Raw genomic sequence first — 25,550 nt, 5'->3', positions numbered from 1 at the left:
GCTTAAACAAAATACTGTCAATGGGGCCTTCCCGGCGAAACCCCTGATGCCATTGCGGGGTGTTGACGCAGTGCAGCAAATTTTTCAAGATGCGCCGCATGAAGCACTTGCTGCACACCTTGGAGGGGCGGCTGGCGGCCTTGCCGGTGCCGATGGCGGTCCAGTTGCCTGCGGGCCAGCAACTGGGCGCGCCCGAGCCCGCCGTCACCTTGCGCTTTCGCGACCGCATGGCCCTGGTGGCGCTGGCCACAGGCGAAATCGGCAGCGTGGGGGCTGCCATCGTCGAGGGGCGTGTGGCGCTGGAAGGCGGCATGCGCGACCTGATGGCCGCCGCTGCGGGCCTGTTGACCCGCGACCCGGCCCGCGACCAACACCTCGGCTGGTGGCAGCGGGTGCTGGCACGCGCGCGGTCGATGGCGGTGCACACGCTAACGCACGACGCGCGCCATGTGCAGTTTCACTACGACCTTTCGGACGACTTCTACGCGCTGTGGCTGGATCCGCGCCGCGTGTATTCGTGCGCCTACTACCGATCGCCCGCCCTGACACTGGCGCAGGCACAAGAGGCCAAGCTCGACCACATCTGCCGCAAGCTGCAGCTGCAGCCCGGCGACCGGTTCCTGGACATTGGCGCGGGCTGGGGTGGCCTGCTGCTGTGGGCGGCCGAGCACTACGGTGTGGATGCCACAGGCATCACGCTGTCGCGCAACCAGCACGCCCATGTGCAGCGGCGCATTGAAGAGCACGGACTGCAGGGGCGCGTGCGCATGCAATTGGTGGATTACCGCGAGCTGCTGGTGGAGCAGCCCTTCGACAAGATCGCCTCGGTAGGCATGTTCGAGCATGTGGGCCGCGCGCAGATGCTGCGTTATTTTGAAACCGTGGCCCGCCTGCTGCGCCCGGGCGGGCTGGTGCTGAACCACGGCATCACGGCCGGAGGCGCAGACAACGCGCAGCTGGGCGCAGGCATGGGTGACTTTATCGAGCAGTACATCTTCCCCGGCGGCGAGCTTTTGCATGTGAGCGCGGTGTTGCACGACATGGCGCGCGCGGGCCTGGAGATGGTGGACACCGAGAACCTGCGCCCGCACTATGCGCGCACGCTGTGGGCGTGGTCCGACGGGCTCAAAGCCCGATTGCCTGCAGCCCGTGAGGTGCTGGTCGCACAAGGAGGGGAGGAGCAGGGTGATAAGGTCTTGCGTGCGTACCGCCTGTACCTTGCGGGCAGCGCCCTGGGTTTTGAACGTGGCTGGATGGCGCTGCACCAGATACTGGCCGTCAAGCCGGATGGCGACACGGCCAGAGGCCTTTTGCCCGGCGCACAATCGAGCTATCCGTTCACCCGCGACTACATGTATGCGGACCCCGGCAACCTCTTCCGATAGGCCTTGACCATGCTCTACAAGTTCAAATCCCGCGCCACCGCCGACCTGATCATGCTCGAACCCCAGGGGCGCCAGATCGTGACCATCATCGGCAAGACACCCGGCGCCAGCGGCATCGTGACCGCTGCCCAGATCCCCGGCGCCATTGCCGCGCTGGAGGCGGCCGTGATCGCCGACGAAGCCCAGCCCGAAGCCCAGGAAAACGATGAGGCCGCGGCTGAAGAAATCAACGAGGCCGTGCGCCTGCGCCAGCGTGCTGCGCCGTTCATCGAGATGCTCAAGCGCAGTGCTGCGGCGGACGTGGATGTGGTGTGGGGTGTGTGACCTGATCTCGAGTGCGTCTGCCGCTAGCGAGCGTTGTTAGCTTGGCTGCGTACGTTCGGCTGGCGCCGCAGCCAATGGTCGCGCCACGGCTGATGCGGTGGCGCCAACCATCAATCCACCTTGGCCCCCGAAGTCTTCACCACCTGCGCCCACTTCTTGTGCTCGTTGTCGATGTGCTTGGCAAATTCGGCCGGGGTGTTGCCGCCGGGGATGGCGCCTTGTGCCAGAAGCCGCTCCTTCATGGCGGGCGTGGCCAGTGACTTGGCGACTTCCTGCTGAATGCGGTTGACGATGTCGGTGGGTGTGCCCGCCGGGGCCAGCAGACCGAACCAGGAACTGGCTTCGTAGCCCTTGAGTGTGGGGCCGCCCGCTTGCTCCACGGTGGGCACATCGGGCAGTGCGCCCGAGCGCTCGGAGCTGGTCACGGCCAGCGCGGTGAGCTTGCCGGCCTTGATCTGCGCCATGGACGAGGGCAGGTTGTCGAACATTACGTCCGCATTGCCCGCCACCATGTCCATGAGCGCCGGGCCCGAGCCACGGTAGGGCAGGTGCAGCATGAAGGTGCCGGTCATGCTTTTGAACAGCTCGCCAGCCAGATGGATCGACGTGCCGTTGCCGCTGGAGGCCATGTTCATCTTGCCGGGGTTGGCCTTGGCCACCCGGATGAAATCCTGCACGTTGTGAATGCCCTGGGCCTTGGCCTTGTCGGCATTCATCACCATCACATTGGGAACAGCCGCCACCATGGTGATGGGCACAAAGTCCTTGATGGGGTCGTACGGCAGCTTCGCGTACAGCGCACGGTTGATGCCGTGGGTGCCCACGGTGCCCATCAACAGCGTGTAGCCGTCGCCGGGCGACTTGGCGACGATCTCCGCGCCCACATTGCCGCCGGCGCCAGCGCGGTTGTCCACGATGAACTGCTGGCCGAAGGCCTTGGACAGCTCGGGCGCCATGGCGCGGGCCAGGATGTCGGTCGTGCCACCGGGCGCAAAGGGCACGACGATGCGCACCGGCTTGGTGGGCCATGCCCCCTGGGCGCGCGCCATGGTGGGCAGCAGCGCCGCCGCGCAGGCCAGAGCAAGCGCACTGGCGGCCAGGGTCAGCGCCTGGCGGCGTCGCGCACGAAGTGGGTGCACGGCGACTGTCGCACCGGATGGGCGAGTGGGTGCGTGGGGGGGAGTGCGTGCCATGGAGATCGATCCTTGATGTCGGGGGGGGGAGATAGGTCTGCCCTGGTTCTACGCGCGTTGGCGCAGTGGGGGCAGATGGATAACCCCAATCCTGTCGGCACATGGGATTTGCCAGGCGTTATGTCTTGCGCATGGTGCGAGTAACACCCCACCACACACCCATGAAAAAAGCCGCAACGCGGCGGCTTTTTTTGAGGGGCTGGCAGGGCTGCGTTCAGAGCCCTGCCAGGTTCGGGAGCATCAGTCCGCGTAGGTGCCAGCGGCCTTGATGACGGCGCCCCACTTGTCGATCTCAGCCGCCACAAACTTCTTGTGTTCCGGACCATCGATGCGCTTGTCGGTGATGACCACGGCGCCCAGGGCTTCCTGCTTCTTGATGAACTCAGGGTCCTTCAGTGCGATCTTGAGGGCTTCGTTGATCTTCTTCTGCACATCGGCTGGTGTGCCCTTGGGGGCGTACAGGCCGTGCCAGATGCTCACGTTGAAGTCCTTCAGACCGGATTCGGCCAGGGTGGGCAGGTCCTTGAGCGCGGGCGTGGTCAGGCGCTTGGCGGTGGTCACGGCATAGGCCTTGACCTTCTTGCCTTCGATCTGGCTGGTGGTGTTGGTGGTCTGGTCGCACAGCAGGTCGATCTGGCCGCCAATCAGGTCCGTGATGGCAGGGGCCGTGCCCTTGTAAGGCACATCCGTCATGTCCGTCTGCAGGGCGGACTTGAACATCAGTCCGCACAGGTGCGAGGCCGCGCCCAGGCCCGCGTTGCCCAGGTTGATCTTGCCCTTGTTCTGCTGGATCCAGGCGGTCAACTCCTTGAAGTTGTTGGCGGGCATGGTGGGGCGAGCGATCAGCGTCATGGGCACTTCGTTGACCATGCCCAGGTATTCAAAGTCGTTGGGTACACTGAACGACAGCTTGCGGTACAGCGCAGGCATGGTGGACATGCCGATGTGGTTGAGCAGCAGCGTGTAGCCATCGGGTGTGGCGCGGGCTACGCGGGCGGCACCGATCGAGCTGCCTGCGCCGGCGGTGTTGTCCACCACAACGGTCGCGCCCAAAGGCTTGCGCAGCGCCTCGGCCAGGTCGCGCGCCACACGGTCGGTGGGGCCACCCGCCGCAAAGGGCACCACCAGGGTGACTGTCTTGTCCTTGGCGGGGAAGTCCTGCGCATGGGCGCCAAAGGCGGCCACTGCAGCGGCAGCGACGAGGGCGAGTTTCAGCGTTGTTTTCATGGGTGCTCCTGTAAATGACGGGCCATGATAGCGAGGGGTATTTCCGGCAACATTGCGGATAGTACGTAGCACACAAGCCATATGGTCTTTAAGCCAAAGAGGCCTGTAGCGCAGATATTTATTGGCTTAAATGCTATTTAAAAGATAGCATTTGTAAGGGTAAACACTGCGGTACCCCGGCGCGCAAAGTGGACATGTTTTGCGCTGTCGCAAGGGCTGGCGCGATGTCCTGGTCATTGATGTGCATGCACATCTTTTGAGCGCCTGCATGCGTTGCCGGCGCTGCCAGCACCGGCTCACGCAGCGCTCCTGCGGCCCCTGCGAGAACGTCAGCGGGCTCTCAGGGGCTACTTGTAGCTGCGCGCGTCTTCGATGACCTTGCCATCGTTGGGCAGTGTGCCCGGCGGCACCATCTGCACCTCGCCGCGCAGCTTGGTCACTTCGCGGATGGCGTCGCTGAGCTGGTGGGCCAGGCCCTCGGCGGTTTCGGTGGTCTCCACCTGCAGCACCATCTGGTCGTTGGCCATCTCGCCGCTGACCACGAGCCGGGCGCGCTGCACCTGTGGAAAGCGCCGCGCGATGGTGGCGATCTGGCCGGGGTGCACGAACATTCCGCGCACCTTGGTGGTCTGGTCGGCCCGGCCCATCCAGCCCTTGATGCGGGTGTTGGTGCGGCCGGTGGGGCACTGGCCCGGCAGCACCGCCGACAGGTCGCCAGTACCAAAGCGGATCAGCGGGTAGTCAGGGTTGAGCGTGGTGATGACCAGCTCGCCCACCTCACCCTCGGGCACGGGGTCGCCCGTGCCGGGACGCACGATCTCGACGATCACGCCTTCATCCAGCACCAGGCCTTCGCGGGCCGAGGTTTCATACGCAATCAGGCCGAGGTCGGCGGTGGCGTAGCACTGGTAGCCCGCGATGCCACGCTCGGCAAACCAGTCGCGCAGCGAGGGCGGGAAGGCCTCGCCCGACACCAGGGCCTTGGTGACGGTGGGCAGCGCCACGCCCATCTCGGCGGCCTTCTCGATAATGATTTTCAGAAAACTGGGGGTGCCGATGTAGCCCGCAGGCTTCAGCTCGGCCATGGCCTGCACTTGCTGCTCGGTCTGGCCCGTGCCACCGGGGAAGACGGTGCAGCCCAGCGCGTGGGCGCCGGTTTCCATCATCGAACCCGCAGGCACAAAGTGGTAGCTGAAGCTGTTGTGGATCAACTCGCCGCTGCGAAAGCCCGCTGCGTGGATCGCCCGCGCCATGCGCCAGTAGTCGCGACGCGTGCCCTCAGGCTCGTAGATGGTGCCGGGGCTGGCAAAAACCCGGGTCATACCCGGCCCGAAGCCCAGTGCACTGAACCCGCCAAACACGTTGGCCGCGCGGCCTGCCTGCTGGCGCTCCAGCAGCTCGTACTTGCGCGTGATGGGCAGCTGCGCCAGGGCTGCGCGGCCGGTGATGGTGGTTGCATCCACACCAGCCAGGATGCCGGCAAAAGCGGGCGATGCCTTCTGGGCATGGGCGATCTGCTGCGGCAGCGCAGCCATCAGCGCCGCTTCGCGCTCTGCGGGGCTGCGTGTTTCCAGGGCGTCATAGAACGTGCTCATGCCTGGGTTTCCTTGTGAGGTTGTTTGAGTGAAATATGCCTCTAGCGCTTTTCGATCAAGCGTAAGCAGCTATGAAATTGAGAGTGATTCCGTTCGAGGTCTGAAAAAGAACACGGCCCTGGTCGCCCGCGCTAACCCACCAGCGCACCCGTGGAACTGGCTTTGCCAGGCCACCGGGTGCGTCCCCCTGAGGGGGAAGGCGCGCAGCGCCACAGGGGGCTCCTCAAGCCAACCAGCGCTTGCGCCGCTTGTAGCTTTTGACATCCTTGAAACTCTTGCGCTCGCCGCCGCCCACGCCCAGGTAGAACTCCTTGACGTCCTCGTTGTTGGCCAGGTCGCTCGCGGCGCCGTCCATCACCACGCGGCCGCTTTCCATGATGTAGCCGTAGTCCGAGTACTTGAGGGCCATGTTGGTGTTCTGCTCGGCCAGCAGGAAGGTGACCTTCTCCTTGGTGTTCAGATCCTTCACGATGTTGAACACCTCCTCCACGATCTGTGGGGCCAGGCCCATGGAGGGCTCGTCCAGCAGCACCATGCTGGGGTTGGCCATGAGCGCGCGGCCGATGGCGCACATCTGCTGCTCGCCGCCCGAGGTGTAGGCCGCCTGCGAGGTACGCCGCGTCTTCAGGCGCGGAAAGTAGTTGTAGACCTTCTCCAGGTTGGCCGCGATTTCGGCCTTGCTGGTGCGGGTGTAGGAGCCTGTCATCAGGTTCTCTTCGATCGTCAGGTGGGCAAAGCAGTGCCGCCCCTCCATCACCTGCACCACGCCACGCTGCACCAGGTCGGCGGGCGACAGGTTCTCGATGCGCTCGCCACGCAGCTCGATGGAGCCCTTGGTGACCGCGCCGCGCTCCCCCTGCAGCAGGTTGGAGATGGCCCGCAGTGTGGTGGTCTTGCCTGCGCCATTGCCGCCCAGAATGGCCACGATGGAGCCCTCGCGCACCTGCAGGGAGACGCCCTTGAGCACCAGGATCACGTGGTTGTAGATGACCTCGATGCCGTTGACGTTGAGAACGATATTGCTGTTGGAGTCCATGGTCTTGCCTTCCTGTACCAATCCAAAAGGCTGTGGGTCAACCCTTTGGATTGGCGGCTGCTCCCGAGAGCGCAACCGCGAATCACTGGCCGTTGAAACGGTCGCAGCCTGAAATACCAGTGCCACCGTGCAAGGGCCGCCCCGCCGCACCGGTGGCGTCCCCCTTCCCGCAGCGCGAAGCGCTAAGAGAGAAGGGGGAAGCGGCGCAGCCGCTCAGGGGGATGAGCTCAAGACTGGCAATCCGCCGCATCCCGGCGCGTCATCTTCTTGTCGGCCAGGTACTTGTCCGCACCGGCCTTGACCATGGGCTTCAGGATCTGCTCATCGGCCTGGTACCAGTCGGACGAGAAGTTCCACTTGCTGCCATCCCAGGTGTGCACGCGCGCCCAGGTGGAGCCCATGTGGTCGGCGCAGCTGGTGGACAGCGGACGCATCACGCCGCCAAAGCCCAGCGCATCGAGCTTCTTCTGGTCCAGGGCCAGGTTTTCCATGCCCCAGCGCACTTGTTCGCCAGTCATGACTTTGCCCTTGCCAAAACGCTCCTGCGCGCGGCGCACCGATTCGACGGCCAGCATCTGGATGATCACGCCACGGGTGTACAGCACCGAGCCCACCTCGTCCTTGGGGCCCGTGCCCTGGCCCTTGTCGTGCACGTTCTTCAGGATGTCCTGGATCACCTTGGGCTGCTGGCCCGAGGTGTTCAGGGCCAGCGCGTTGTAGCCCTTGGCGCCTTCGCCCACGTCACGCACATCGGGCTCGGCACCAGCCCACCACACGCCGTACATCTTGTCGCGGGGGTAGCCGGTGGCCTGGGCTTCCTTCAGGGCGGTGGAGTTCATCACGCCCCAGCCCCACAGCAGCACGTAGTCGGGGCGGCTCTGGCGCACTTGCAGCCAGGTGGCCTTCTGTTCCACGCCAGGGGCTGTCACAGGCAGCATCTGCAGCTCAAAGCCGTGCATCTTGGCGCGCTCCTGCAGCAGCGGGATGGGCTCCTTGCCGAACGGGCTGTCGTGGTACACCAGCGCAATCTTCTTGCCCTTGAGCTTGTCCAGACCGCCGTTGGCCTTGCCAATGTGCTGGATCAGGATGTCGGCGCCGGTCCAGTAGCTGCCCATGAACGGGAAGTTCCACTTGAACGCCTGGCCGTCCTGCGCCACCGACAGGCCGTAGCCCAGCGTCATCAGCGGAATCTTGTCCACGGGGGCTTTTTCGGTCAACGCAAACGTGATGCCGGTGGCCTGGGGGTCGAACAGCGACACGCCGGGGCGGCTCTTGAGGCGCTCATAGCATTCCACGCCACGGTCCGTGGCGTAGCCCGTTTCACATTCTTCAAAAGTCAGCTTCACACCATTGATGCCGCCGTCGCGGGCATTGATCATCTTGATGTAATCCTGCTTGCCGTTGGCCCATGGCACGCCGTTGGGCGCATAGGGGCCGGTGCGATACGACAGCAGCGGGAAGAACTGCTCCTTGGCTTGTGCGAAAGCGCTCGTCGCGATGGACGATGCACCGGCAGCAACCACCGTAGCGGCGATCACGATTTTCGAAAGCTTCATGGATGTCTCCTTTGGATGAATGTGTTGAAGCACGGGAAAAAACAGGACAGATAGACAGTTAACGCGGCAATGCGACAGGCACGTATCGGGACTTGCGAGTAAGGGGTTTCCTGCAGTGCCGTCCGGTCAATGGGGGAAGGGCCACAGGCGCAGCTTCTGCTTGGCGGTGGACCACAACTTGGCCAGGCCGTGGGGCTCGACGATGAGGAACCACACGATCAGCGCACCGAAGATCATCAGCTCGGCATGCGAGACGCCCGCCGTGGACACCTCGATGCCAAAGAGCCCCATGAAGGCCGGCAGGAACTGGTTGAGCACGATGGGCAGCACCACGATGAAGGCTGCACCAAAGAAGCCACCCATGATCGAGCCCAGCCCGCCGATGATCACCATGAACAGCAGGCGGAACGATATTTCCACCGAGAAGGCTGCTGGCTCCCACGCGCCCAGGTGCACAAAGGCCCACAGTGCACCGGCCATGCCCACGATGAACGAGCTGACCGCAAACGCGCTGAGCTTGGCGTACATGGGGCGGATGCCGATCACGGCCGCGGCCACGTCCATGTCGCGAATCGCCATCCACTCGCGGCCAATGGCGCCACGCACCAGGTTCTTGGCCAGCAGGGCCACGATGACCAGCAACGCCAGGCAGAAAAGGTATTTGCTGGTGGCGCTTTCGATGGGCATGCCCAGCACCTGCAGGTTGTTGACCGACACCGACCCCGAGTCGGAGTTGTTGGTGAACCACTTGATGCGCAGGAACATCCAGTCGCTGAAGAACTGCGCCGCCAGCGTCGCCACGGCCAGGTATAGCCCCTTGACGCGCAGGCTGGGCAGCCCGAACAGGATGCCGAAGAACGTGGCGCACAGGCCGCCCAGGATCAGTGCAGGGATCAGCGGCATGCCTGGAAAGCGCACGAAGAAGTTGTAGGCGCCGTAGGCTCCCACGGCCATGAAGGCGCCCGAGCCCAGCGAGATCTGCCCGCAGTAGCCCACCAGGATGTTCACCCCCAGGGCCGCCAGCGCCATGATGACAAAGGGGATCAGGATGGCGCGGAAGATGTAGTCGCTGGCCAGCATGGGCACGGCGATGAAGGCAATGGCCAGGATGATGCCGATGGCAATGCGATCCTGCGCGATCGGAAAGATCTGCTGATCGGCGCGGTAGCTCGTCTTGAACTGGCCGTTTTCGCGGTAGAGCATGGAAGTCTCCTGTTCTTGTTGTTATGCGTTACACGCGGTCAATGATCTTCTCCCCGAACAAACCTTGCGGTCTGAACAGAAGGAACACCAGCGCCAGCACATACGCAAACCAGATCTCGATGCCGCCGCCCACGAAGGGGCCCAGGTACACCTCGGAGAGCTTCTCGCCCACGCCGATGATCAGCCCACCGATGATGGCGCCGGGCACTGAAGTGAGGCCGCCCAGGATCACCACGGGCAGCGCACGCAGCGCCACCGTGGTCAGTGAGAACTGCACACCCAGCTTGCTGCCCCAGATCATCCCGGCCACCAGGGCCACGACACCGGCCACGCACCACACGATCACCCAGATGCGGTTGAGCGGAATGCCGATGGACTGGGCGGCCTGGTGGTCGTCGGCCACGGCGCGCAGCGCGCGGCCGGTGGAGGTCTTCTGGAAGAACACCGACAGCAGGGCCACCAGCGCGGCGGCAATGGCGGCGGCAATCACGTCTTCCTTGTTGATCAGGATGCCGCCCTGGAATATGGACTCCAGCGCAAAGATCGGCTCCTTGGGCATGCCCACATCGATCTTGTAGATGTCGCTGCCGAACAGCGTCTGGCCCAGACCTTCCATGAAGTAGGTGATGCCCAGCGTGGCCATGAGCAGCGTGGCGCCCTCCTGGTTCACGAGGTGGCGCAGCACCAGCTTTTCAATCAGCCAGGCCACCACAAACATGATGGCGCCTGCGATCACAAAGGCCGCCAGGTTGGCCACGATGGGGCTGCTGATGCCCGTCCACTTGGGGATCCACTCGGCAAAACGGGCCATGGCCAGCGCTGCGAACAGCACCATGGCGCCCTGCGCAAAGTTGAACACGCCCGAGGCCTTGTAGATCAGCACAAAGCCCAACGCCACCAGCGAATACAGCATGCCGGCCATCAGGCCGCCGATCAGTGTTTCAAGAAAGAATGCCATGTTGTCTTCTCCTGATCAGTGCGAGGTGCCGAGATAGGCACTGATCACGTCTTCGTTGCTGCGCACTTCGTCGGGGCTGCCGTCGCCGATCTTCTTGCCGTAGTCCAGCACCACCACGCGGTCGCTGATGTCCATCACCACGCCCATGTCGTGTTCGATCAGCACGATGGTGGTGCCGAACTCGTCGTTCACGTCCAGGATGAAGCGGCACATGTCCTGCTTTTCTTCCACGTTCATGCCGGCCATGGGCTCGTCCAGCAGCAGTACCTGCGGCTCCATGGCCAGGGCGCGGCCCAGGTCCACGCGCTTTTGCAGGCCGTAGGGCAGCTGGCCCACGGGTGTCTTGCGGTAGGCCTGGATTTCCAGGAAGTCGATGATGTGCTCGACGTATTCGCGGTGGCGGATCTCCTCGCGCTCGGCCGGGCCGATGCGCAGCGCCTGCATCAGCAGGTTGCTTTTGATCTTGAGGTTGCGGCCGGTCATGATGTTGTCGATCACGCTCATGCCCTTGAACAGCGCCAGGTTCTGGAACGTGCGCGCCACGCCCATCTCGGCCACCTGGCGCGAGTTCATGTGGTCAAACGTCTTGCCCCGGAAGGTGATGGAGCCCTCGGACGGCGTGTACACGCCGTTGATGCAGTTGAGCATGGAGCTTTTGCCTGCGCCGTTGGGGCCGATGATGGCGCGGATCTCATGCTCCTTGACATTGAAGGAGATGTCGGTGAGCGCCTTCACGCCGCCAAACCGGAGGCTGATGTTCTTGACGTCGAGGATGACGTCGCCGATCTTTTTAGTGGTCATGGTGGGGGGCTTCTCCAGCGGGTAGAGCGCGGGCTTCATGCGGCACTCTTCACAGGCGCAAATGTCTTTGTGTCCGACAGCTTGAGCGTGGCGCTCACGCTGCCGGTGCGGCCGTCCTCGAACTTGACCTGGGTCTCGATGTACTGCTCGGTGCGGCCTGCGTACAGTGCATCGACCAGCACGCCGTACTTGTCGGCAATGAAGCCCCGGCGGACCTTGTTGGTGCGGGTGAGTTCGCCGTCGTCGGCGTCCAGCTCCTTGTGCAGCACCAGGAATCGGCTCACCTGGCTGCCAGCCAGCATGGTGTCGGTGGCCAGGTCGGCGTTGACCTTCTCGATGCACTCGCGGATCAGTTCGTACACCTCGGGTTTTTGGGCCAGGTCGGTGTAGCCAGCGTAGGGCAGGTTGCGGCGCTCGGCCCAGTTGCCCACGGCGTCGAAGTCGATGTTGACCATCACGCAGACCTTCTCGCGCTTGTCGCCCAGGGCCACCACTTCCTTGATGTGCGGGAAGAACTTGAGCTTGTTCTCCACGTACTTGGGCGCAAACATGGCGCCGTCGTTGGCGCCGCCCATGATGCGGCCCACGTCCTTGACGCGGTCGATGATCTTGAGGTGGCCATGCGCATCCAGAAAGCCTGCGTCGCTGGTGTGGTACCAGCCGTCGGCCGTCAGCACCTCGGCCGTGGCGGCCGGGTTCTTGTAGTACTCCTTGAGCAGCCCGGCCGACTTGACCAGGATCTCGCCGTTGTCGGCCACCTTGATTTCCACACCGCGAATCGGCACGCCCACCGTGTCGGCGCGCGCCTGGTTGTCGGGCTGCAGGCACACAAACACGGCGGTTTCGGTGGAGCCGTACAGTTGCTTCAAGTTGATGCCGATGGAGCGGTAGAAGGTGAAAAGGTCAGGGCCAATAGCCTCACCCGCCGTGTAGGCCACGCGCACGCGGCTGAAACCCAGGTTGTTGCGCAGCGGGCCGTACACCAGCACATTGCCTAAGGCGTACTTGATGCGGTCGAGGGTGCCCACGGGCTCGCCATCCATGAGGGCGGGGCCCACGCGTTTGGCGACGCGCATGCAGGCCTCGAACATCTTGCGCTTCAAGGCGCCCGCGTCTTCCATGCGGATCATCACGCTGGTGAGCAGACCTTCAAAGATGCGCGGTGGCGCAAAGTAGTAGGTGGGGCCCACTTCCTTCAGATCGATGGTCACCGTGCTGGCCGACTCGGGGCAGTTGACCACGTAGCCGCAGGCCAGCCACTGGGCATAGCTGAAGATGTTCTGGCCGATCCAGGCGGGTGGCAGGTAGGCCAGCACTTCTTCGCTGCTGGTGAGCTTGTCGAACTCGGCGCCCGCGCTGGCGCGGTCCAGCAGCGTGCTGTGGGTGTGGACCACGCCCTTGGGGTTGCCCGTGGTGCCGGAGGTGAAGAACATTGCAGCCACGTCGCCGGGCTGGGCTTTGGCCACCTCGGCCTTGAACCAGCCGGGGTTCTTTGCTGCAAAGGCCTTGCCGGATTCGATCAGGGCATCCAGCGATGCCAGTCCGGGCTCTGCGTAATTGCGCAGGCCGCGGGGGTCGTCAAAGAAGATGTTGGAGATCTGCGGGCATTGCTCGCGGATTTCGAGCAGCTTGTCCACCTGCTCCTGGTCTTCCACCAGGCAAAAGCGCACCTCGGCGTTGTTGAGCGGGAAGATGCATTCGGCCGCCACCGCGTCTTGGTACAGCGGCACGGGGATGGCGCCCAGCGACTGGGCGGCCAGCATGGTGGCGTACAGGCGGGGGCGATTCGCGCCCACCACCACCATGTGTTCATGGCGCTTCAGGCCCGCCAGGTGCAGGCCGGCGGCCACCTGTTCCACCAGGCGCACCAGGTCGGCCCAGCTGTGGGTTTGCCAGATGCCATATTCTTTTTCGCGCAGGGCCGGGGCATTGGGGCGCTCGGCGGCATGCTTGAGCAGCAGTTGCGGGAACGTGGTCAACATTGCAGGTTCCTGAAAGTGAGAAGGTGTCAGCCCGGTGACTGCCGGGCGCGCAAGCTTGTGATTGCGCGATGGGGGAATGCTAGGACCCACTTTGACGTCATCTTGTCTTGCCGACGACAATTTAGGGGTAACTCCCGGGTGGGTAAAACCCTGCCCACGGGCGGGCGGTATCCTCCGGGGCATGTACGCCCCGTTCTTCGGCCTTCAGCACCCGCCGTTCTCCATCGCCCCCGACCCCCGCTACCTGTTCATGAGCGAGCGGCACCGCGAGGCGCTGGCGCACCTGCTGTATGGCCTGGACGCCGGCGGCGGTTTTGTGCTGCTGACCGGCGAGGTGGGTGCGGGCAAGACCACGGTGTGCCGCTGCTTTCTGGAGCAGATCCCGCCGCATTGCAACGTCGCTTACATCTTCAACCCCAAGCTCACCGTGGGCGAGCTGCTGCGCTCCATCTGCGACGAGTTTGGCGTGCCGCACCGGCCCTCGGTGGCAGGCGTGGAGACGGTCAAGGACTACATCGACCCGCTCAATGCCTCACTGCTGGCGGCGCACGGCGCCGGGCGCAACACCGTGCTGATCATCGACGAGGCGCAGAACCTGTCGGCCGACGTGCTGGAGCAGCTGCGCCTGTTGACCAACCTGGAAACCAGCGAGCGCAAGCTGCTGCAGATCATCCTGATCGGCCAGCCAGAGCTGCGCACCATGGTCGCCAGCCCGGCCTTGGAGCAACTGGCCCAGCGGGTGATTGCGCGTTTTCACCTCGATGCGCTGAGCGCGCAGGAGACCCAGCAATACATCGCCCACCGCCTGGCCGTGGCGGGCCTGCAAGGGCCGCTGCCCTTCAGTCGCAGCGCCATCCGGCGGGTGCACACGCTGTCGCGCGGCATTCCCCGGCGCATCAACCTGCTGTGCGACCGGGCGCTGCTGGGTGCCTATGCCGCCGGGGTGCGCGAGGTCAGCGCCCGCATCGTCCAGCGCGCGGCGGCTGAGGTGTTTGATGCGCCAGCGTCGGCCGCTGCTGCGCGCAACGCCCGGGGCCTGTGGCCGCGCTGGGCGGTTGCGGGCCTGGGCGTGGTGGCGGGAGCAGCCCTGGTGGCGGGCGGCTGGGCACTGGGAACTTGGCCGCAATGGTCTCGACAAGGCGCCGTGACATCCGCCGTGCCTGCGGGCGCCATGGCCAGCAAAACATCTGCCAGCGCGCCACCGAGCGGCGCTGCCAGCACAGCGGGGGTAACGCCCGCAGCCCCTGCGTCAGGGGCTTCGGCCCCGCGCGGGGCAGCGCCGGTGGCCATGTCGGACCTGCAGCAGTTTGTGGCCGCACTGCCCGCCAGCGATACCGCCGCCTGGCAGGCGCTGGCCTCGGCCTGGGGTGCCAGTGTGGCCGATGGCGCCGACGCCTGCGCCGCATTGCCCCGCGACGGCTTGCGCTGTTATCGCAACCGCCGCGCCGGCCTGAACCTGGTGCGGCAGATCGATCGCCCGGTGCTGCTCACGCTGTTCCCGTCCGAAGAGGGCGACGTGGCCGTGTCGGCCCTGCTGCGCCGCCTGGACGGCGACACGGCCACGCTGGAAGGCGGGGGCCGCACGGTGCGTGTGCCCGTGGCCGAGCTGGCCCAGGTGTGGCGCGGCGACATCGCTACGCTGTGGCGCACGCCGCCCGATATGCCCGACAAGGGCGACCTGGCGGAGACCCCCGCTGGCGCCGCCTGGCTGGACCAGCAACTGGCCACGGCTGCAGCAGGGGGCACGCGGGCTGCCGTACCTGCAGCCGGCCGCGCGACCACGCCGGCCCAGCGCCAGTCCCGCATCCAGCGCTTCCAGCTGGCCCAGGGGGTGACCCCGGACGGCCGGGCGGGCCCCTTGACCCTCATGCTGCTCAACCGTGTCAACGGCGTGAGCGAACCGCGCTTGCGCACCGGAGGCTGAACCCAGTGTCTTACATCCTTGATGCGCTGCGGCGCGCAGAAGCTGAGCGCGGCCGTGGCGCTGTGCCCGGCATCCATACCCCGGCGGTGCCTGTCCCCGGTGCCGTGCCGGTGGCAGGGCGATCGGCCATCAGCCCGGTGCTGGTGGCCGTGGCGGTGGTGGTTGTGGCTGCTGTGGCGGCCGGTGGTACCTGGTGGTTTATGCAGCGGCCGGTGCCTGCGGGCGCCGTCGTTGTTGCTGCCGCGCCCGCCACATCCGCCGCTGTGGCGCCGTCCATGCCGGCGGTAGCGTCCACGGCGACGCCCGCAGCGCCTGCAGCTCTGCCGGCTGCCCCCGAAGCGACCCCTGCGGTGGTGGCGGCGGTGACGCCCCCTCCGGCAGCCGCGCCCCGCGCGGCGGCACCGCAGCGGGAGCGGCCTGCGCCGGTGTCCAGCAGCCCGGTCGCGCCGCGCTCCCCCGCCACAGACTCCGAACGGTCACGCCCTGCAGAGCCTGCCCCCCGTGAGCGCGTGCCTGCGGCCCCAGCGCCGCGTGTACCCGACATGGCTGCGGCCGGTCCAGCTCCTTCTGCAGCACCGGCGGCTACGGGCACCGTGTTTGCCCAGGCCGACCTGCCCGAGGCTGTGCGGGCGCAATTGCCGTCGCTCAAGATCTCTGGCGTCACCTATTCCAGCAACCCGGTGTACCGCATGGCCATCGTCAACGGCCAGGTGCTGCACGAGGGCGACCCGGCCGGGCCGGGCCTGCTGCTGGAGAAGATCGAGCCCGGCCGCACCATCTGGTCGTTCAAGGGCTACCGGTACGGATTGGCTTCGCAATAGCAGTATTTGGGCAAAATTGGCCGGTAGCGCCAGTGCAATATGCGCTGGTAGCTATTTAATTGATAGCAATTGTGTGGGCATGCACTGAGCCACCTGTGCCGCTCACATTCGCTGAGAACTGGGGGGACCCAGGGCTATCGCAAGAACCGCCCGTCGCGCCCCACCAGCGTGAGCTCCACAAAGCGCGAGGCGTTGCGGTCGGGCGTGCTGGCGCTGATCTCGAACCCGCCCAGGTCCCACTTTTTCAGGTTCCAGGTGGCGTCGATGAAGGCCGCGCGCGTGGGGTTGCGGCCTGCGCGCTGCAGGGCCTCGGCAAACACGCGGGCGTTGATGTAGCCCTCCAGCGCCAGGTGCGAGGGCTCGGCCGTGGCGCCGGATGCCTTCCAGGCGGCCTGGAATTCGCGCACCACGGGCATCACCACGTTGGAGGGCAGGGGCACCACCTGCGAAATCGCCATGCCCGTGGCGTCCGCGCCCAGGGCCTTGACGGTGGCCGGGGTGCCCATGACCGACAGCGCGTACAGCGTCACGCCCCGCTTGAGCGCGCGGAACGCCTTCACAAACTCCAGCGTGGGCTTGCCCGCGAGGCCAATCACGATGGCCTCCAGGTTGCCGCCGGCCAGCTTGGTAGCGGCGGCGCCTGCGTCCGAGGCATTGTTCTCCACGGTCACCGTGACGGCCTCGGGCAGCTTGAGCCGGTCCATCGACTGCTTGGCCGCGTTGAACACCTCTTTGCCGAACGAGTTGTTCTGGTAGACGATGCCAATGCGCTGGATGCCGATGGTGGACAGGTGCTGCACCAGCTTCTCGGCCTCGTCGACGTAGCTGGCGCGGATGTTGAACACGTTGCGGGCGTTCTTGGTGCGGCTGAGCTGTGCGCCGGTGAAGGGCGCAAAAAACGGGATGCCGCTCTCGATCACCTTGGGCAGCATGGCGTCGATCATGGGCGTGCCCATGCAGTTGAACAGCGCAAAGTACCCAGGGTCGGCCAGAAACTGCTCCACATTGGCCAGTGCCTTGGGCACGTCGTAGGTGTCGTCCTGGGTGACGAGTTCAATGGCCTTGCCATGTACTCCGCCGCGCGCGTTGATGCCCGCAAATGCGGCCTTGGCGCCCTGGTGCATGGCCGAGCCCAGGTCGCCCAGCGGGCCGGTGAGGGCGGTGGATTGCGCAATCTTGATTGCGCCCTCCTGCGCGCGGGCCGCGCCGCTCCAGCCCAGCCCGGGCAGGCCAACGGCCGCTGCGGTGGCGGCTGCGGCGGCCAGCACCTGGCGGCGGGCCAGGGGGCGCGGCGCGGTGGGCGCGGGTGGGACGGTGCGTGCGGTGATGGAAGGGTGTTGGGTCATGGTGCTTGTCTCCTCGGGGGCTCCGGCCCTGTACGGGCGGGGCGCGAGGCGACATCATCCCGTCACGATTGGCATTTTTTTGTCGGTCTGGCGACAATTGGGATCGTGGTATTCCCGCATGCCGAGGCGGCTGCCGGGCGCCCTTTTTCGTGAGAACCTTTGCGCCATGGACCCACGCACCCACCAGGACCTGTCGCTGCACCAGCGGCGCCGTTCGCCCACGCCGCAGGAGCTTGACGGTATTCCGTGGCTCGACTTGCTGCTGCCCGCCGAGCGAGAGCGCGCCGTGGCCTCATTGCTGGTGGGGGACGCCAAGGCGGGCGACTATGTGTGCCGCGTGGGGCGCCCGGTGACCTACTGGTTTGGGGTGGTGGAGGGCCTGCTCAAGATGAGCACCGACAACGCCCAGGGCCAGACCATGACCTATGCGGGCCTGCCGCCCGGCGGCTGGTTTGGCGAGGGCACCACCATCAAGCGCGAGCCCTACCGCTACAACATCCAGGCCCTGCGCAAGAGCGTGGTGGCCGGGCTGCCGATTGACAGCTTTCACTGGCTGCTGGACCACTCCATCGGCTTCAACCGCTTTGTGATGAACCAGCTCAACGAGCGCCTGGGCCAGTTCATTGCAGCCCGCGAGATCGACCGCCTGAACAACCCCGATGTGCGTGTGGCGCGCAGCCTGGCGTCGCTGTTCAACCCCGTGCTGTACCCGGGCGTGGGCGAGGTGCTGCGCATCACGCAGCAAGAGCTGGCCTATCTGGTGGGGCTGTCGCGTCAGCGGGTGAACGAGGCGCTGGCGGCGCTGGAGGCGCAAGGGGCGATCCGGGTGGAGTACGGCGGCCTGCGGGTGCTGGACCTGGCGGCGCTGCGATCCAGTGTGACACCCCCCTGAGGTGCTGTGCGCCTTCCCCTTGGGGGGGGCGACGCCCTCGCTGCGGGGCGGTCCTTGCTTGGCGCCCCTGGCGTGGAGTGCGCCCGATTGAAAGTCCCGTCAGCTGCGCGGCAGTGCGGGAGCGCGGGATGATGGGGCTGAGGCCAGGTGGCGCGGGGCTGCCGTGCGCGTGGGCGCTGGCACTGCGGTGGGCGATGCGGAGGCGCTGGCCGTGCCCCAGCTGTTTTCGTCGCCGCCGTCGCGCGTCAGGCGGAAGGTGCCCACCATCTGTGTCAGGCGTCCGGCCTGGTCCTTGAGGCTGTCGGCAGCGGCTGCGCCTTCCTCCACCAGGGCGGCGTTCTGCTGGGTCATTTCTTCCAGCGCACCCACCGACTGGCTCACATGCCCGATGCGCTGGCTTTGCTCCTGCGTGGCCGCCGTGATCTCGCCCATGATGTCGGAGACGCGGCGCACCGACTGCACCAGTTCTTCAATCGTCTTGCCGGCGTGGTTGACGAGCGTGCTGCCCTCTTGCACCTGGTCCACGCTGGTTCCGATCAGCGCCTTGATTTCGCGCGCGGCCTGGGCCGAGCGCCCCGCCAGGTTGCGCACCTCGCCCGCCACCACCGCAAAGCCGCGGCCCTGCTCGCCCGCACGGGCGGCTTCCACCGCCGCGTTCAGCGCGAGGATGTTGGTCTGGAACGCGATGCCATCGATCACGCTGATGATGTCGGCGATCTTGCGCGAGCTGGCGCTGATGGTGTCCATGGTGCGCACCACCTGGCCTACCACTTCGCCGCCGCGTGTGGCCGCATCGGACGCGGTGGACGCGAGCTGGTTGGCCTGGCGGGCCGAGTCGGCGCTTTGCGACACCGTGCCGGTCAGGTCCACCAGCGCTGTCGCGGCGCCCTGCAGGTTGTGCGAGGTCTGTTCGGTGCGCTGGCTCAGGTCCAGGTTGCCCGAAGCCACTTCGGAGCTGGCCACCAGGATGGAGTCGGCGGTCTGGCCGATTTCGCCCACCAGGGTGCGCAGGCGCTCCTGCATGGCGGCAATGGCTTCAAGCAGGCGGCCGGTTTCGTCGTGGATGCGCACTTCGACCTGCGAGGTGAGGTCGCCGCGTGCAATGCGTTCGGCCACCACGACTGCGCGGCCAATGGGGGCGGTGATGCTGGCCGTGATGCGCCAGGCAATCAGCGCGCCCAGCCCGATGGCCAGCAGCACCAGCAGCCCGCCCACCACGCGGGCACTGCTCTGGGTTTGCTCTGCCGAGACTGTGGCCTCGGCATTCAAGGTGTTTTGCAGCTCGATCAGCTCACGCAGCTTGGCGCGCCAGGCAGTTTCTGCGGGGGCCACGCGGGTCATCAGCGCCAGCGTGGCGCTCACGGTATCGCCGTCGTCAGCGGCCTTGATGGCGCTGTCCAGTTCGGGGCGGGTCTTGCCGCCCAGGGCCTGCACCTCGGTCAGCAGCTTGAGTTCTGCGGGGGTGGCCGTGGCAGGGGTGAGCAGCTGGGTCAGAGCAGCTTCTTGCGTGGCGTATTCCTTGAGCGTCTTGCCCACGGCCCCGATCTGTTCGCGCGCCTGCTTGGGGTCGATGTCGTTGAGCATGGCGGCGGAGCGGCTCTGGATGCCGATGGCGCTCACGCTTTCCAGCATGCCGTTGACCAGCTTGGCCTTGTTGGCGCCCACGCCGGTGATCTGCGTCATTTGATCGTGCACTTTGCCCACGGACAGCTGGCCCACTGCCGCCACCGCCACCAGGAGCACCAGCATGCAGCCAAACCCCAGGCTGAGCCGGCTGGAAATCGACAGGGATTTGAAGGTGGAAGCAGCCGGCATGGGGGTCCTTGGGTATCGAAAAGGATCAAAGCGTGATCAAACGGGGCCTCTGCGCAAAGCAATAACGGTGCCCACCGGCCGCCGCGCGTCCGTTGAACGGGCGCGGGAGTCGGTGCAGTGTAGGCAATAACAACAAAATGTGTCATGAGCGTTGAGGATGGTCCCATGCCCGATCTGCATAGTCATGTTTGTTACAAATACAGCGCTGCACGCCCCTGGTGCACTGGCGCCAAAGTGCAACAGAAGGTGGTGCTGAAATTATTCGCAAAACCATCGCAGGCGCCGGTAATTAATATCTGTGTTGCTATCAAAAACAAAGTGAATGTGGGGCTTGGGGTTTGCCCTTGCCCCCGCCACGGGCGCAACCGATCAGGTATAAACCTGTAACACTTGCGAGGTCTTTCATGCATCCGTTTTTTCCCTCCTCCACGCTGCGCACCACCTTCGCTGCAGCCGCCCTGGCCTTGCTGGCCGGCTGTGCGGCACCCCGGCCAGACACCGGTTTGCGCGAAACCCTGGTGGCCGTGACGGCCTCGCATGAACTCATTACCTTCCAGGCCGCGCAACCCGAGCGCATCCTGGAGCGGCGCCCTGTGACGGGCCTGGCGCCCGGCGAGCGGCTGGTGGGCATCGACTTCCGCGTGGCCAAGGGCGTGCTCTATGCGCTGTCGCAGGCGGGCCGCCTGTACACGCTCGACATCCCCACCGGCGCGTTGCGCCCGGTGGGCCCCGCACCCGCCGCGCTGGCGCTGCAAGGCGCAGCCTTCGGCTTTGATTTCAACCCGGCAGCCGACCGTATCCGGGTGGTGTCCAACACCGGCCAGAACCTGCGTCTGCACCCCGACACCGGGGCGGTGGTCGATGGCGACACTGCGGTGGAGGGGGTGCAGCCCGACCCCAGCCTGCGCTACGCCTGGGGCGACGTCAACGCCCGCCGCAGGCCCGACATTGCCGGTGCCGCCTACACCTACAACCCCAACGACAGCAAGATCACCACCAATTACGCCATCGACCGTGCGCTGGGCGTGCTGGTGATGCAGGGCTCGCGCGAGGGCACCCAGCCCGTGGTGTCGCCCAACGCCGGGCAGCTGCGCACCGTGGGCCCGCTGGGGCTGGGGCCGCTCACGGACGTGAGTTTTGACATCGCCGACGTAGGCAACACCGCCCTCATCGCCGTGCGCACCGCCGCCGATACCCAGACCCGGCTGCACCAGGTGGACCTGGCAACCGGCGCCACCCGCCCCCTGGGCCTGGTGGGCGATGGCGCGCCCCTGGTGGGCCTGGCGATCGAACCATGAGGCCGGACGGCCTGCCGTCGCTGCGGCCGCGCGCGGTGCGCCAGGCCTTGCGTCACGCCGTGCGTACCTCGTTAGCGGCACTCGCTGCGCTGGCGTTGGTGGCCGGCGGCGCGCAGGCAGGCACCGTGCAGGTGGATGTGTCCGACGCTGCGGGCAAGCCTGTGGCCGATGCGGTGGTGTTCCTGGACTCGGCCGAGGCGCGCAAGCAGGTCAAACCGCTGACCGGTGTGGAGATGGCGCAGGAGAAACGGCAGTTTTTGCCCGGCCTGCTGGTGGTGCCGGTGGGCACCGAGGTGCTGTTCCCCAACCGCGACTCGGTGCGGCACCATGTGTACTCCTTCTCGCCAGCCAAGAAGTTCGAGCTCAAGCTCTACAGCGGCACGCCATCCAACCCGGTGCTGTTTGACAAGGCCGGCGTGGTGGCCCTGGGCTGCAACATCCATGACCAGATGGTGGGCTGGGTGCTGGTGGTGGACACGCCGTACTACGCCCGTACCCCCGCCGCCACGGGCAAGGCGCAGCTCGACAATGTGCCGCCCGGCACCTACACGCTGCGCACCTGGCACACCCGCCTGCCGGTGGGTGCGCCTGCCCTGGAGCAGGCGCTGACCGTGCCCGCTACAGGCTCTGCCACGGCGTCGGTGCGCATGACGGGGTTGCAACCTTGAAGCGGCTGCGCCTGGCCCGGCGCAGCCTGATCCTGCGGTTGGTGGGGTTGTCGCTGCTGCTGCTGCTCATCGTGCAGGCGGCAGGGTTTGCCGTGGTGCGGGCCTCCATCGACCGCAATGCCCGCGCCCAGATCGCGCGGGCCCTGGACCTGGACGAAAACATCTGGCGCCGCCTGCTCGACCAGAATGCCGAGCAGCTGCGCCAGGGATCGGCCCTGCTCGCGGCTGACTATGGCTTTCGCTCGGCGGTCAACTCGGGGGACGAGGAAACCATCCAATCGGTGCTGGAGAACCATGGCAGCCGCATCGGCGCAGCCGTGACTGCGCTGCTGGGAACGGACTTGGAGCTGCGCGCGGTCAGCCTGTCCGACAGCATGGAGCAATTCCCGGCCACGCTGCGGCAGGTGGTGCCGCGCCTGGCGCAGCAGCCCCAGGGCAGCCAGATCGCGGTGATGGATGGCGTGCCCTACCAGTTCGTGATGGTGCCCATGCGTGCGCCGGTGGTCATTGGCTGGGTGTTGATGGGTTTTCGCATCGACCAGTCGCGTGCCGACGAAATGCGGCAGCTTTTGTCGGTGCATGTGGCCCTGATGATCAAGTCCCCGGAGGGGGCGATGACCCTGTCGGTCAGCACCTTGCCCGCAGATGCGCGGGCCTTGCTGCTGAGCACCGGTGGCGCGGCGGGAGAGCTGCAGACAGCCGAGGGCACCTTGCTCGCGCGCTCCAGCCCGCTCGACAGCGTGGGGGGAGAGGTGCACTCGCTGCTGCTGCGCTCGGTGGACGAGGTGGTGGCGCCCTACCGCCAGCTGCAGGTGTTGCTGGCCATCATCACCGTGGCGGGTGTGCTGCTGTTTGCGGCAGGCACGGGCCTAGTGGCGCAACGGCTCACCACGCCCCTGCGCTCGCTGCTGGCGGCCACGCAGCGGCTCTCGCGCGGTGAATACGATGTGCCGCTAGAGCACACCGACCGCACGGACGAGATCGGCAACCTGGCGCGCTCGTTCGACCACATGCGCGTGGACATCGGCGCGCAGCAAACCGAAATCCGCCGCCTGGCCTACTGGGACCGCCTGACGGGCCTGCCCAACCGGGAGCGCTTTCGTGACGCCGTGGTGCAGGCCATCGCCGCAAGTGCCGATCCTGCGCAGCCGCTGGCCGTGCTCACGCTGGACCTGGACCGCTTCAAGCATGTCAACGACGTGCTGGGCTACGCCTTTGGCGACCGCCTGCTGCAGGCCGTGGCCGAGCGTCTGAGCCAGCAGGTGCGTTCGCCCGATGACATGGTGGCCCGCCTGGGGGGCAATGAGTTCGCCATCCTGCTGCAGCGCGCCGACGCAGCTGCGGCACACGAGATTGCCCAGCGCATCAACCAGTCGTTCGAGGAACCGCTGGCCTTTGAGGACCAGACGGTGGACCTGAGCGCAGGCATTGGTTTTGCCTGCTGGCCGGGCAATGCGGGTGACGCCGACACGCTGCTCAGCCGCTCTGAAATCGCCATGTATGCCGCCAAGCGCAAGCTCAGCGGAGCCCTGCAGTACGACGCAGCGTTTGATTCGTCCAGTGCGCAGACCCTGTCGCTGCTGACCGAGCTGCGCCACGCCGTGGAGCACCATGAGCTGCGCCTGTACCTGCAGCCCAAGGTGCCTTTGCACGGGCAGCCGGGCCTTGCGGCCGAGGCGCTGGTGCGCTGGCAACACCCGCAGCGCGGGCTGGTGCCGCCCATGCAGTTCATCCCGTTTGCCGAGCAGACCGGGTTTGTGCGCCACCTCACGCTGTGGATGTTTGAAGAAGTCGCACGCCTGCTGGCCGACCCGCGCACGCAGGGCCTGCCGCTCAGGGTGTCGGTCAACCTCTCCACCCGCGACCTTCTTGACCCCGAGCTGAGCCACCGGCTCGCTGACATCCTGGCGCGCCACGGAGTAGCGGCCAGTGCCTTTTGCCTGGAGATCACCGAAAGCGCGATCATGGACGACCCGCAGCGCGCCGAGGCCATGCTCAACCGCTTGTCGGAGCAGGGTTTCAAGCTGTCCATCGACGATTTCGGCACGGGCTATTCGTCGCTGGCCTACCTCAAGCGCCTGCCGGTCGATGAGCTCAAGATCGACAAGTCGTTTGTGATGGGCATGGAGACGGGCGAAGACGACGCGATGATTGTGCGCTCGACCATCGACCTGGCGCACAACCTCGGGCTCACCGTGGTGGCCGAAGGCGTGGAGACCGCCGCCATCCTGGAGCGCCTGCGCCTCCTGACCTGCGACGAGGCACAGGGGTATCACATTGCGCGGCCCCTGCCGGTGGATGATTTCCTGGCCTGGCAGGCCCGCCAGGGGTAGCTGGCGCCAGGCCGTTGCATCTCAGTTTGGGGGCGAAGAACCTGTTCAAAGCAGTTCACAGGCGAAAATACACGCAATGTCTTCCTCCTCCTCTCGCCCGCCCGCGGGCTCCGCTGCTGCCCCAGCCTCTGACGCTGGCGGCTCCACGCCTGTTTCTTCCTCTGCGCCTGCCGCGCGTCCCGTGCTGCGCCGCCCGACCCTGGCGGCCAAGCCTGCGCCTGCACGGCCTGCGCCCCCATCCAGGGCCCCCCGTCCGTCGCGCGCTCCAGCGCCGTCCAGCTACCGCGTCGCGTCAGGCGCCTTTGTGGCGCCCGTGCGCCAGGTGCCTGCGCCAGCCACCAGCACCGTGGGGGGCTTGCCCACCTCGCGCCTGAACAAGCGCATGGCCGAGCTGGGTCTGTGCTCGCGCCGCGAGGCCGACGACTGGGTGGAGCAGGGCTGGGTCAAGGTCAACGGCGTGGTGGCGACCATGGGCCAGCAGGTCACGGCGGCCGACCGCATTGAGGTGGACAAGATTGCCCAGGGTTTCCAGGAGCAGCGCGTCACCATCCTGCTGAACAAGCCCATTGGCTATGTGAGCGGCCAGGCCGAGGACGGTCACACGCCCGCCGTGGCGCTGATCAACCCCCGCACCCACTGGCGCGATGACCCCAGTCGCAACCGTTTCTCTCCGCCGCAGCTGCGGGGCCTGGCACCTTGCGGGCGGCTCGATATCGACTCGGTGGGCCTCTTGGTGCTGACCCAGGACGGCCGCGTGGCCCGGCAGATCATTGGCGAGGACTCCGAGATGGAAAAGGAGTACCTGGTGCGCGTGGTCTACCAGGCCCCCGGTCAGGCGGTGCCACGCCACCCCGGCGAGCGCTCCGTGCCGCTGCAGGAAATCGACGAGCGTGACCCGGTCAGCACCAATGTGCAGGCGGTGTTTCCCAGAGAGTTGCTGGAACGCCTGCGCCATGGCCTGAGCCTCGACGGCGAACCGCTCAAGCCCGCCAAGGTCGATTGGCAAAACCCCGAGCAGCTGCGGTTTGTGCTCACCGAGGGCAAAAAACGCCAGATCCGCCGCATGTGCGAACTGGTGGGGCTCAAGGTGGTGGGTCTCAAGCGCATCCGCATCGGCCGGGTGACCTTGGGCAACCTGCCGGTGGGGCAGTGGCGTTATCTTTCGCCCAACGAGCGGTTCTGAGAGCCCCGGG

At 66.1% G+C, this 25,550-nt stretch carries 21 protein-coding genes; 10 read left to right on the top strand and 11 right to left on the bottom strand.

Features of this window, described 5'->3' with window-relative positions; translation table 11 throughout:
* The first annotated feature begins 98 nt into the window (after positions 1-98).
* The gene (locus tag ASD75_RS11215; protein WP_056745914.1) at positions 99-1,385 is read left to right on the top strand and encodes a class I SAM-dependent methyltransferase; all 1,287 of its coding nucleotides are present in this window, start codon (positions 99-101) and stop codon (positions 1,383-1,385) included.
* 9 nt (positions 1,386-1,394) lie between these two features.
* The gene (locus ASD75_RS11210; RefSeq protein WP_056059719.1) at positions 1,395-1,709 is read left to right on the top strand and encodes a DUF1840 domain-containing protein; all 315 of its coding nucleotides are present in this window, start codon (positions 1,395-1,397) and stop codon (positions 1,707-1,709) included.
* A 110-nt stretch (positions 1,710-1,819) separates the two neighbouring features.
* Here ASD75_RS11210 and ASD75_RS11205 read toward each other — a convergent pair whose 3' ends face one another.
* The 9 genes from ASD75_RS11205 to ASD75_RS11165 all read right to left on the bottom strand — a co-directional run bounded on the left by ASD75_RS11205 (position 1,820) and on the right by ASD75_RS11165 (position 13,260).
* Positions 1,820-2,902, bottom strand: a complete 1,083-nt coding sequence (locus ASD75_RS11205; protein ID WP_369817481.1) for a Bug family tripartite tricarboxylate transporter substrate binding protein — start codon at positions 2,900-2,902, stop codon at positions 1,820-1,822.
* Positions 2,903-3,142: 240 nt separating this feature from the next.
* Entirely contained in the window at positions 3,143-4,129 is a 987-nt protein-coding gene (locus ASD75_RS11200) for a tripartite tricarboxylate transporter substrate-binding protein (protein WP_056745648.1), read from the bottom strand.
* Positions 4,130-4,476: 347 nt separating this feature from the next.
* Positions 4,477-5,724, bottom strand: coding sequence for a phenylacetate--CoA ligase family protein (locus ASD75_RS11195; protein ID WP_056745646.1), 1,248 nt, complete (start codon positions 5,722-5,724; stop codon positions 4,477-4,479).
* Positions 5,725-5,947: 223 nt separating this feature from the next.
* Positions 5,948-6,760: an ABC transporter ATP-binding protein gene (locus tag ASD75_RS11190; RefSeq protein WP_056060067.1), complete on the bottom strand. Its 813-nt coding sequence runs from the start codon at positions 6,758-6,760 to the stop codon at positions 5,948-5,950.
* A gap of 227 nt (positions 6,761-6,987) precedes the next feature.
* A complete protein-coding gene (locus ASD75_RS11185) occupies positions 6,988-8,316 on the bottom strand; it encodes an ABC transporter substrate-binding protein (protein WP_056745644.1) in 1,329 nt (442 codons plus the stop codon).
* A 126-nt stretch (positions 8,317-8,442) separates the two neighbouring features.
* Positions 8,443-9,519: a branched-chain amino acid ABC transporter permease gene (locus ASD75_RS11180; protein ID WP_056059708.1), complete on the bottom strand. Its 1,077-nt coding sequence runs from the start codon at positions 9,517-9,519 to the stop codon at positions 8,443-8,445.
* A 28-nt stretch (positions 9,520-9,547) separates the two neighbouring features.
* Positions 9,548-10,477 (bottom strand): branched-chain amino acid ABC transporter permease, encoded by a 930-nt coding sequence (locus ASD75_RS11175; RefSeq protein WP_056745642.1) that lies wholly within the window; start codon positions 10,475-10,477, stop codon positions 9,548-9,550.
* Positions 10,478-10,492: 15 nt separating this feature from the next.
* Positions 10,493-11,278, bottom strand: coding sequence for an ABC transporter ATP-binding protein (locus tag ASD75_RS11170; RefSeq protein WP_056060064.1), 786 nt, complete (start codon positions 11,276-11,278; stop codon positions 10,493-10,495).
* A 35-nt stretch (positions 11,279-11,313) separates the two neighbouring features.
* Positions 11,314-13,260 (bottom strand): long-chain fatty acid--CoA ligase, encoded by a 1,947-nt coding sequence (locus ASD75_RS11165; protein ID WP_056745640.1) that lies wholly within the window; start codon positions 13,258-13,260, stop codon positions 11,314-11,316.
* A gap of 181 nt (positions 13,261-13,441) precedes the next feature.
* On the opposite strand from ASD75_RS11165, the gene ASD75_RS11160 reads away from it, so the two are divergent.
* Positions 13,442-15,184 carry an ExeA family protein gene (locus ASD75_RS11160; protein WP_056745638.1) on the top strand — a complete coding sequence of 581 codons (1,743 nt, stop codon included), beginning with the start codon at positions 13,442-13,444 and terminating at the stop codon, positions 15,182-15,184.
* Positions 15,185-15,189: 5 nt separating this feature from the next.
* Positions 15,190-16,005 (top strand): general secretion pathway protein GspB, encoded by an 816-nt coding sequence (locus ASD75_RS11155; protein WP_056745636.1) that lies wholly within the window; start codon positions 15,190-15,192, stop codon positions 16,003-16,005.
* A 134-nt stretch (positions 16,006-16,139) separates the two neighbouring features.
* Here the strand turns inward: ASD75_RS11155 and ASD75_RS11150 are convergent, their stop codons facing one another.
* The gene (locus ASD75_RS11150) at positions 16,140-17,351 is read right to left on the bottom strand and encodes an ABC transporter substrate-binding protein (RefSeq protein WP_056745634.1); all 1,212 of its coding nucleotides are present in this window, start codon (positions 17,349-17,351) and stop codon (positions 16,140-16,142) included.
* 166 nt (positions 17,352-17,517) lie between these two features.
* Here ASD75_RS11150 and ASD75_RS11145 point away from each other — a divergent pair, with 166 nt between their 5' ends.
* Positions 17,518-18,243, top strand: a complete 726-nt coding sequence (locus tag ASD75_RS11145; RefSeq protein WP_056059696.1) for a Crp/Fnr family transcriptional regulator — start codon at positions 17,518-17,520, stop codon at positions 18,241-18,243.
* Positions 18,244-18,342: 99 nt separating this feature from the next.
* Here the strand turns inward: ASD75_RS11145 and ASD75_RS11140 are convergent, their stop codons facing one another.
* Positions 18,343-20,058, bottom strand: coding sequence for a methyl-accepting chemotaxis protein (locus ASD75_RS11140; RefSeq protein ID WP_056745632.1), 1,716 nt, complete (start codon positions 20,056-20,058; stop codon positions 18,343-18,345).
* 165 nt (positions 20,059-20,223) lie between these two features.
* Between ASD75_RS11140 and ASD75_RS23705 the strand changes: the two genes are divergently transcribed.
* From ASD75_RS23705 to ASD75_RS11120, 5 genes are all read left to right on the top strand, one after another.
* Positions 20,224-20,445, top strand: coding sequence for a hypothetical protein (locus ASD75_RS23705; RefSeq protein WP_156401002.1), 222 nt, complete (start codon positions 20,224-20,226; stop codon positions 20,443-20,445).
* A 17-nt stretch (positions 20,446-20,462) separates the two neighbouring features.
* Positions 20,463-21,356, top strand: a complete 894-nt coding sequence (locus ASD75_RS11135) for a DUF4394 domain-containing protein (protein ID WP_056745628.1) — start codon at positions 20,463-20,465, stop codon at positions 21,354-21,356.
* Positions 21,353-22,024 carry a methylamine utilization protein gene (locus ASD75_RS11130; RefSeq protein WP_200947585.1) on the top strand — a complete coding sequence of 224 codons (672 nt, stop codon included), beginning with the start codon at positions 21,353-21,355 and terminating at the stop codon, positions 22,022-22,024. The genes ASD75_RS11135 and ASD75_RS11130 overlap by 4 nt, the downstream gene beginning before the upstream one ends.
* Complete coding sequence (locus ASD75_RS11125; protein WP_082564998.1) at positions 22,021-24,357, top strand: bifunctional diguanylate cyclase/phosphodiesterase; 2,337 nt, start codon at positions 22,021-22,023, stop codon at positions 24,355-24,357. Before ASD75_RS11130 ends, ASD75_RS11125 begins: the two co-directional genes overlap by 4 nt.
* Before the next feature lie 322 nt (positions 24,358-24,679).
* Positions 24,680-25,540, top strand: a complete 861-nt coding sequence (locus ASD75_RS11120) for a pseudouridine synthase (RefSeq protein WP_056745906.1) — start codon at positions 24,680-24,682, stop codon at positions 25,538-25,540.
* The last annotated feature ends 10 nt before the right edge of the window (positions 25,541-25,550 follow it).

Source organism: Acidovorax sp. Root568 (genome assembly GCF_001427445.1).
Classification (GTDB): domain Bacteria; phylum Pseudomonadota; class Gammaproteobacteria; order Burkholderiales; family Burkholderiaceae_C; genus Acidovorax; species Acidovorax delafieldii.
This window is presented reverse-complemented; position numbering and strand designations above follow the sequence as displayed.